General features: G+C 72.3%; 6 protein-coding genes. 4 read left to right on the plus strand and 2 right to left on the minus strand.

Going from position 1 to position 7359, the window contains the following annotated elements; translation table 11 throughout:
- Nucleotides 1-221 precede the first annotated feature (221 nt).
- Nucleotides 222-806, plus strand: a complete 585-nt coding sequence (locus ACFW9D_RS37160; protein ID WP_223205968.1) for a TetR/AcrR family transcriptional regulator — start codon at nt 222-224, stop codon at nt 804-806.
- A gap of 700 nt (nt 807-1506) precedes the next feature.
- On the opposite strand, the gene ACFW9D_RS37165 is transcribed toward ACFW9D_RS37160, so the two are convergent.
- Together ACFW9D_RS37165 and ACFW9D_RS37170 are read right to left on the minus strand one after the other, a co-directional pair.
- The gene (locus ACFW9D_RS37165) at nt 1507-2478 is read right to left on the minus strand and encodes a DeoR/GlpR family DNA-binding transcription regulator (protein WP_384629791.1); all 972 of its coding nucleotides are present in this window, start codon (nt 2476-2478) and stop codon (nt 1507-1509) included.
- Between the two features lie 155 nt (nt 2479-2633).
- Nucleotides 2634-4082 carry an NAD(P)H-quinone dehydrogenase gene (locus ACFW9D_RS37170; RefSeq protein ID WP_188337199.1) on the minus strand — a complete coding sequence of 483 codons (1449 nt, stop codon included), beginning with the start codon at nt 4080-4082 and terminating at the stop codon, nt 2634-2636.
- Nucleotides 4083-4220: 138 nt separating this feature from the next.
- On the opposite strand from ACFW9D_RS37170, the gene ACFW9D_RS37175 reads away from it, so the two are divergent.
- From ACFW9D_RS37175 to ACFW9D_RS37185, 3 genes are all read left to right on the plus strand, one after another.
- Nucleotides 4221-4658, plus strand: coding sequence for a gamma-glutamylcyclotransferase (locus tag ACFW9D_RS37175; protein ID WP_188337200.1), 438 nt, complete (start codon nt 4221-4223; stop codon nt 4656-4658).
- Between the two features lie 116 nt (nt 4659-4774).
- Nucleotides 4775-5599 (plus strand): purine-nucleoside phosphorylase, encoded by an 825-nt coding sequence (locus ACFW9D_RS37180; protein WP_384629794.1) that lies wholly within the window; start codon nt 4775-4777, stop codon nt 5597-5599.
- A gap of 62 nt (nt 5600-5661) precedes the next feature.
- The gene (locus ACFW9D_RS37185; RefSeq protein ID WP_384629796.1) at nt 5662-7314 is read left to right on the plus strand and encodes a phospho-sugar mutase; all 1653 of its coding nucleotides are present in this window, start codon (nt 5662-5664) and stop codon (nt 7312-7314) included.
- The last annotated feature ends 45 nt before the right edge of the window (nt 7315-7359 follow it).

Genomic DNA, 7359 nt, shown 5'->3' on the forward strand with positions numbered 1-7359 from the left:
CCGGCACGATCAAGGGCCTGACCGCGGAGATCGGCGCGTCCCTCACCTCCGGCGCCGCGATCTGCGAGATCAAGGACTGACACCCCGCAAGCCGGGACCGCTTCACGGTGGGCGTCTGAGGGCCGCACGGCCCGCAGGCGCCCACCACCCGTATCCGGACCCGATCCCTCCGGCAGTGATCAGGCATCCTGGAAAATGCCCCGCACGCCCTGGGAGGCCCGATGAGCACCGGCACCGAGCACGAGCGTGTCCGCCCCATGCGCGCGGACGCCCGGCGCAACTACGAGCGGCTGCTCGTGCAGGCCCGCAAGGCGTTCGCCGAGCACGGTACGGGGGCGTCCCTGGAGGACGTGGCCCGCGCGGCCGGGGTCGGCATCGGCACGCTGTACCGGCACTTCCCGAACCGGTACGCGCTGATCAGTGCCGTCTTCGAGGAGGCGGTGAACGATCTGCTGGCCCGGTCGCGGGCCCTGCTCGACTCGGACGAGCCGTGTGCGGCGCTCGTGGCCTGGCTACGGGACATCATCACGCACGCCGGTGAGTACCGGGGCCTGTCCCGGGCCCTCATGTCGGCCTCGCAGGACGCCAGTTCGGCACTGTCGCGGTGCAGCAACCCGATGCGGGAGGCGGGGCAGGCCCTCCTCTCCCGAGCCCAGGCCGCCGGGACGGTCCGCCGCGACGTCTCCATCACGGACCTGCTGCAACTGACCAACGCGATCGCCCTGGCCGCGGAGGAAACCCCCTCCGACCCCCACCTGGCCGACCGCCTCCTGAGACTGACCCTCCGCGGCATCACGGCCCCGTAGCCCCCGATCCACATCCGCCGGGGGCTGGGCAGCGAATCCGTCGCGGGGCGCAGTACTGGCCGCGGGCAGCGAATCCCTCGCGGGGCACCCAACGGCCCCGGAGGCGCGGGCCAGTACCCGACCGGAGACTCCGTCGCGGGGCGCGACCAGCTGGCCTTTGAGGCGCACGAAGCGTGCCTTCCAGGGGCGCGGGGCTGTTTGTTCCGCGATCAGCGACTCCGTCGCGAGCACGACCAGCTGATCCCTGAGGCACGCGGAGCGTGTCTTCAGGGGCGCGGGGCTCTACCCGATCAGCGACTCCGTCGCGGGGCGCGACCAGGATGCCCCTGGGGCGCACGGAGTGCGCCTTCAGGGGCGCGGGGAACTGCGCGAGAAGCCCCACCGGGCTGCACCCGGGATGATCGTCAGCCCCTACGGCGGTGGCGCTGTAGCCGAGCCCCGATGCATCGCGCACCCGGCGCCGGGGTGCCGCCTTGCCCACCCGTGCCGCCCCAGGCGGCAGACTGCCCAAGGCTAGGCCGAGGCCACCGGATACGCACCCAGAACTGGAATGCAGCCTGACAGCTGGGTTACCCGAACTCACAGCCGGGGCTGGAGTACTGCCCAAGGCAAGGCGCCGGGCCGACGGGTGGGATAAGGGAGCGGGCCACAGGCCAGAAAGGTCTGGACGAGGGCGACCAGAGGCACCCCCAGGATGGGGTCAGCGGCGGCGGAGGTCGGCTACTCGGGCCGCGCGTTCCGGCCCGGGGTCGAGGGGAGCCGCGCTGCGGAGGGGGTGACCACCGTGGCGAGGCTGGCCGCGCCGAGGGCCGGGGAGGGGAGGAACGTCCCGGCGAGTCCCCCGGGCCGGACTACCGCCCGCTTCACCCCCGGAGGCCCCCGCCCCGTCCCCGTCCCCCGCGACAGCGATCTGCACGCCCTGATCCGCCAGCGCCTGCAACTCCGTAGCGGCCCGCTCGTCATGAGCCGGCGGCTCGTCGGTGACGAGCCGGGTGATCACATCCGTGGGCACCGTCTGGAACATCGTGTCGGTGCCGAGCTTGGAGTGATCGGCGAGGACGACGACCTCCGCCGCGGCCTGCACGAGCGCCCGGTCGACGGACGCCGACAGCATGTTGGACGTGGACAGGCCGCGCTCGGCGGTGAGCCCGCTCCCGCTGAGGAAGGCCCGGGACACCCTGAGTCCCTGGAGGGACTGCTCGGCCCCGCTGCCCACCAGCGCGTAGTTGGAACCCCGCAGCGTGCCACCGGTCATGACGACCTCCACGCGGTTGGCGTGCGCCAACGCCTGGGCCACCAACAGGGAGTTGGTGACGACGGTCAGCCCGGGGACGCGCGCGAGCCGGCGGGCCAGCTCCTGCGTGGTCGTCCCCGCGCCCACCACGATGGCCTCGCCCTCTTCGACGAGCCCCGCGGCGAGATCGGCGATGGCCGTTTTCTCTGCGGTCGCGAGATGAGACTTCTGCGGAAAGCCGGATTCCCGCGTGAATCCGCCCGGCAGTACCGCACCGCCGTGCCGGCGGTCGAGGAGTCCTTCTGCCTCCAGTGCGCGCACGTCCCGCCGTACGGTCACTTCTGAGGTCTGGACGACGCGGGCGAGCTCCCGGAGCGATACCGCCCCGTTGGCCCGCACCATTTCGAGGATCAATTGACGACGTTCTGCAGCGAACACGAAACTGACAGTAACCCCAACGACCGTCTGCTTTCAGCAGTTTGCGCCGAATTACAGGTTCTGTTCGTAAAGAAGACCTGGAAGTGGTATAGGCGGCGACGAGGAAGGGGCGGGGCCGCGGCCCCGCCCCTCGTCACGCAGTGTCAGCGCCGCGGTCAGCTCTCCTCGGCGAGCTTGCGCGTGTGCAACTGCCGTGCCACTTCGGCGATCGAGCCCGACAGCGAGGGGTACACGGTGAACGTGTTCGCGATCTGTTCCACCGTCAGATTGTTGTCGACCGCGATCGAGATGGGGTGGATCAGTTCCGAGGCGCGCGGGGCGACGACGACACCGCCGACGACGATGCCCGTACCCGGACGGCAGAAGATCTTGACGAAGCCGTCGCGGATGCCCTGCATCTTGGCGCGCGGGTTGCGCAGCAGCGGCAGCTTCACCACGCGGGCGTCGATCTTGCCCGCGTCGACGTTCGCCTGCGTGTAGCCGACGGTCGCGATCTCGGGGTCGGTGAAGACGTTCGAGGAGACCGTCTTCAGGTTCAGCGGGGCCACCGGCTCGCCGAGGAAGTGGTACATGGCGATGCGGCCCTGCATGGCGGCGACGGACGCGAGGGCGAAGACTCCCGTCACGTCACCGGCCGCGTACACGCCCGGGGCGGTCGTGCGGGAGACCTTGTCGGTCCAGATGTGCCCGGAGTCCTTGAGCCGGACGCCGGCCTCCTCCAGGCCGAGTCCCGCGCTGTTCGGGATGGCGCCGACGGCCATGAGGCAGTGGGTGCCGGAGATGACGCGGCCGTCGGCGAGGGTGACCTCGACGCGGTCGCCGACGCGCTTGGCGGAGGCGGCGCGGGAGCGGGCCATCACGTTCATGCCGCGGCGGCGGAAGACGTCCTCCAGGACGGCGGCGGCGTCCGGGTCCTCGCCGGGCAGCACGCGGTCGCGGGAGGAGACGAGGGTGACCTTGGAGCCGAGGGCCTGGTAGGCGCCGGCGAACTCGGCGCCCGTGACACCGGAACCGACCACGATGAGCTCCTCGGGGAGCTCCTCCATGTCGTAGACCTGCGTCCAGTTGAAGATCCGCTCGCCGTCGGGCTGCGCGTCGGGGACCTCGCGCGGGTGCCCGCCGGTGGCGATCAGCACCGCGTCGGCGACGAGGGTCTCCTCGGTGCCGTCGGCGACGGTGACGACGACCTTGCGGGAGCCGTCGAGGTCCTGCTTGCCGTCCAGGCGGCCCTTGCCGCGCATGACACGGGCGCCCGCGCGCGTGACGGAGGCGGTGATGTCGTGGGACTGGGCGAGCGCGAGGCGCTTCACCCGTCGGTTGACCTTGCCGAGGTCGACGCCGACGACCCGGGCCGGGGAGTCCGGATCCGGGGTGTCGTCCTCGACGATGATGCCGAGCTCCTCGTAGGACGAGTCGAAGGTGGTCATCACCTCGGCCGTCGCGATCAGGGTCTTCGACGGCACGCAGTCGGTCAGCACCGACGCTCCGCCCAGACCGTCGGAGTCGACGACGGTCACCTCCGCGCCGAGCGAAGCGGCCACCAGTGCCGCCTCGTATCCGCCAGGTCCGCCGCCAATGATCACGATCCGAGTCACATACGCCATTGTCCCGCACGCTTCAAGGAGCACCGAATCGGGGCCCCCGTCCGGGTAGCACGCGGCCGAACGTCCTCTTCGGGAGGGGTGATCGCGTTGCCCCGTTCCACAGGAGGCGCGTGCGCCGACTGACGTACCCTCGACCACATGTCGCTCTACGCCGCGTACGCCGGCAATCTCGACCCGCGGCTCATGACGCGCCGCGCCCCGCACTCGCCGCTGCGCGCGACGGGCTGGATCAACGGCTGGCGGCTGACGTTCGGCGGCGAGCACATGGGCTGGGAGGGTGCGCTGGCCACGATCGTGGAGGCGCCGCGCTCGCAGGTCTTCGTCGCGCTGTACGACATCGCGCCGATGGACGAGGACTCGATGGACCGCTGGGAGGGTGTCGGCCTCGACATCTACCGGCGGATGCGCGTGAGAGTCGACACGCTGGACGGCGCCGAGCCGGCCTGGGTGTACGTGCTGAACGGGTACGAGGGCGGCCTCCCGTCCGCCCGCTATCTGGGCGAGATCGCCGACGCCGCCGACTCCGCGGGCGCGCCGCACGACTATGTGATGGAGCTGCGCAAGCGGCCCTGCTGAGCCCCTTCCGGGACCGGTTCCGGGATCCCCTTCGTCGGAAACGACAAGAGAACGATTGCAAACCCGGGGGCATTGCCATCTACGCGCGTAGGCCTCGACCGGCTACCCTCGATCGCGTGAACGCATCTGTTACTCCGGACAACCTCCAGGGCGACCCCTACGCCGCCGCCGACGCCGCCGCCGCGCGCCTGCGCGAGCTCACGGGCGCCGAGACCCACGACGTCGCCCTCGTGATGGGCTCCGGCTGGGCGCCGGCCGCCGAGGCGCTCGGCGCTCCCGCCGCCGAGTTCCCCTTCACCGAGCTGCCCGGGTTCACCGGCGCCGCGGTGGCGGGACACGGCGGCAAGGTCCGCTCGTACCAGGTCGGCCAGAAGCGCGCCCTGGTCTTCCTGGGCCGCACCCACTACTACGAGGGCCGGGGCGTCGCCTCCGTCGCGCACGGCGTGCGCACGGCCGCCGCCGCGGGCGCCAAGACCATCGTGCTGACCAACGGCTGCGGCGGTCTGCGCGAGGGCATGCGCCCGGGCCAGCCGGTCCTCATCTCCGACCACATCAACCTGACGGCGACCTCGCCGATCGTCGGCGCGAACTTCGTCGACCTCACCGACCTGTACTCGCCGCGCCTGCGCCAGCTGTGCCAGGAGATCGACCCGTCGCTGGAGGAGGGCGTCTACGCCCAGTTCCCCGGCCCGCACTACGAGACCCCGGCCGAGGTCCGCATGGCCGGCATCCTCGGCGCCGACCTCGTCGGCATGTCCACCGTCCTCGAGGCCATCGCGGCCCGTGAGGCGGGCGCGGAGGTGCTCGGCATCTCCCTGGTGACGAACCTGGCGGCGGGCCTGTCGGGCGAGCCGCTCAACCACGAAGAGGTCCTCCAGGCCGGCCGTGACTCGGCAGCGCGCATGGGCGAGCTCCTCACCCAGGTCCTCGCCAAGATCTGACCCCCGCTGTACGTCCTGTACGTGCCTTCCCTGTAGCCCCGTACGTCTTGTTGCCTTAAGGAATGCGAACCGTGACCGATCTCAGCAGCGAACTGCTCGACCGGGCGAAGACCTGGCTGGCGGAGGACCCGGACCCCGAGACGCGCGACGAGCTCGCGAAGCTGATCGAGGCCCGGGACGCGGCGGCGCTCGGCGAGCGCTTCGCCGGCACGCTGCAGTTCGGCACGGCGGGGCTGCGCGGTGAGCTGGGCGCGGGCCCGATGCGGATGAACCGCGCGGTGGTCATCCGCGCGGCCGCGGGCCTGGCCGCGTACCTGAAGGCCAAGGGGCAGACCGACGGCGTGGTCGTGATCGGCTACGACGCGCGCCACAAGTCGGCGGACTTCGCCCGGGACACGGCCGCCGTGATGGTGGGCGCCGGGCTGCGGGCCGCCGTACTCCCCCGCCCGCTGCCGACGCCCGTCCTCGCCTTCGCCATACGGCACCTGGGCGCGGTCGCGGGCGTCGAGGTCACCGCCTCGCACAACCCGCCGCGGGACAACGGCTACAAGGTGTACCTCGGCGACGGCTCCCAGATCGTGCCGCCCGCCGACGCGGAGATCGCCGCCGAGATCGACGCGGTGGCGTCCCTGCACGACGTGCCGCGCCCCGAGTCCGGCTGGGAGACCCTCGGCGACGAGGTCCTGGACGCGTACCTCGCCCGTACGGACGCGGTGCTCGCCCCGGGTTCGGCGCGCACGGCCCGCACCGTCTACACGGCGATGCACGGCGTCGGCAAGGACACGCTGCTGGCCGCCTTCGCCCGCGCCGGCTTCCCGGAGCCGGTGCTGGTCGCCGAGCAGGCCGAGCCCGACCCGGACTTCCCGACCGTCGCGTTCCCGAACCCGGAGGAGCCGGGCGCGATGGACCTGTCCTTCGCGACGGCCGCCCGGACCCCGGACTGCGACCTGATCATCGCCAACGACCCGGACGCGGACCGCTGCGCGGTCGCCGTGCGCGACGGCGCCGGCTGGCGGATGCTGCGCGGCGACGAGGTGGGCGCGCTGCTCGCGGCGCACCTGGTGGCGCGCGGCGCGACCGGTGTCTTCGCGGAGTCGATCGTCTCCTCGTCCCTCCTCGGCCGGATCGCCGGGGCGGCGGGGCTCCCGTACGAGGAGACCCTGACAGGCTTCAAGTGGATCGCCCGCGTCGACGGCCTGCGCTACGGCTACGAAGAGGCGCTCGGCTACTGCGTCGACCCGGAGGGCGTGCGCGACAAGGACGGCATCACGGCCGCGCTGCTCGTCACCGAGCTGGCGAGCGAGCTGAAGGAGCAGGGCCGCACGCTCCTGGACGCCCTCGACGACCTGGCGCTGGCCCACGGCCTGCACGCCACGGACCAGCTGAGCGTCCGCGTCGAGGACCTCTCCGTCATCGCCGACGCGATGCGCCGCCTGCGCGAGCAGCCTCCGGCGGAGCTGGCGGGCCTCGCGGTGACCTCGGCCGAGGACCTGTCGGCCGGGGCGGGGGGCCTGCCGCCCACGGACGGCCTGCGCTACGCGCTGTCCGGCGCCCGTGTCATCGTCCGCCCCTCCGGCACCGAGCCCAAGCTGAAGTGCTACCTGGAGGTCGTGGTCCCGGTCCCGGACCGCTCGGCACTCCCCGCGGCCCGCGAGGAGGCGGCCCGCCGCCTCGACGCCCTGAAGCGCGACCTGGCGACGGCCGCGGGCATCTGACGACCGCAGCATCACGCGGCAGGGCGGCGCCCATGGGGCGCCGCC

The sequence above is a fragment of the Streptomyces sp. NPDC059524 genome, from assembly GCF_042749255.1.
In the GTDB taxonomy this organism is placed as follows: domain Bacteria; phylum Actinomycetota; class Actinomycetes; order Streptomycetales; family Streptomycetaceae; genus Streptomyces; species Streptomyces xanthii.

Excerpts from the sequence above, each read along its gene's own strand:
- ACFW9D_RS37185 (WP_384629796.1), top strand. The coding sequence starts at position 5,662 with ATGCGAACCGTGACCGATCTCAGCAGCGAACTGCTCGACCGGGCGAAG.
- ACFW9D_RS37160 (WP_223205968.1), top strand. The coding sequence starts at position 222 with ATGAGCACCGGCACCGAGCACGAGCGTGTCCGCCCCATGCGCGCGGAC.
- ACFW9D_RS37175 (WP_188337200.1), top strand. The coding sequence starts at position 4,221 with ATGTCGCTCTACGCCGCGTACGCCGGCAATCTCGACCCGCGGCTCATG.
- ACFW9D_RS37170 (WP_188337199.1), bottom strand. The coding sequence starts at position 4,082 with ATGGCGTATGTGACTCGGATCGTGATCATTGGCGGCGGACCTGGCGGA.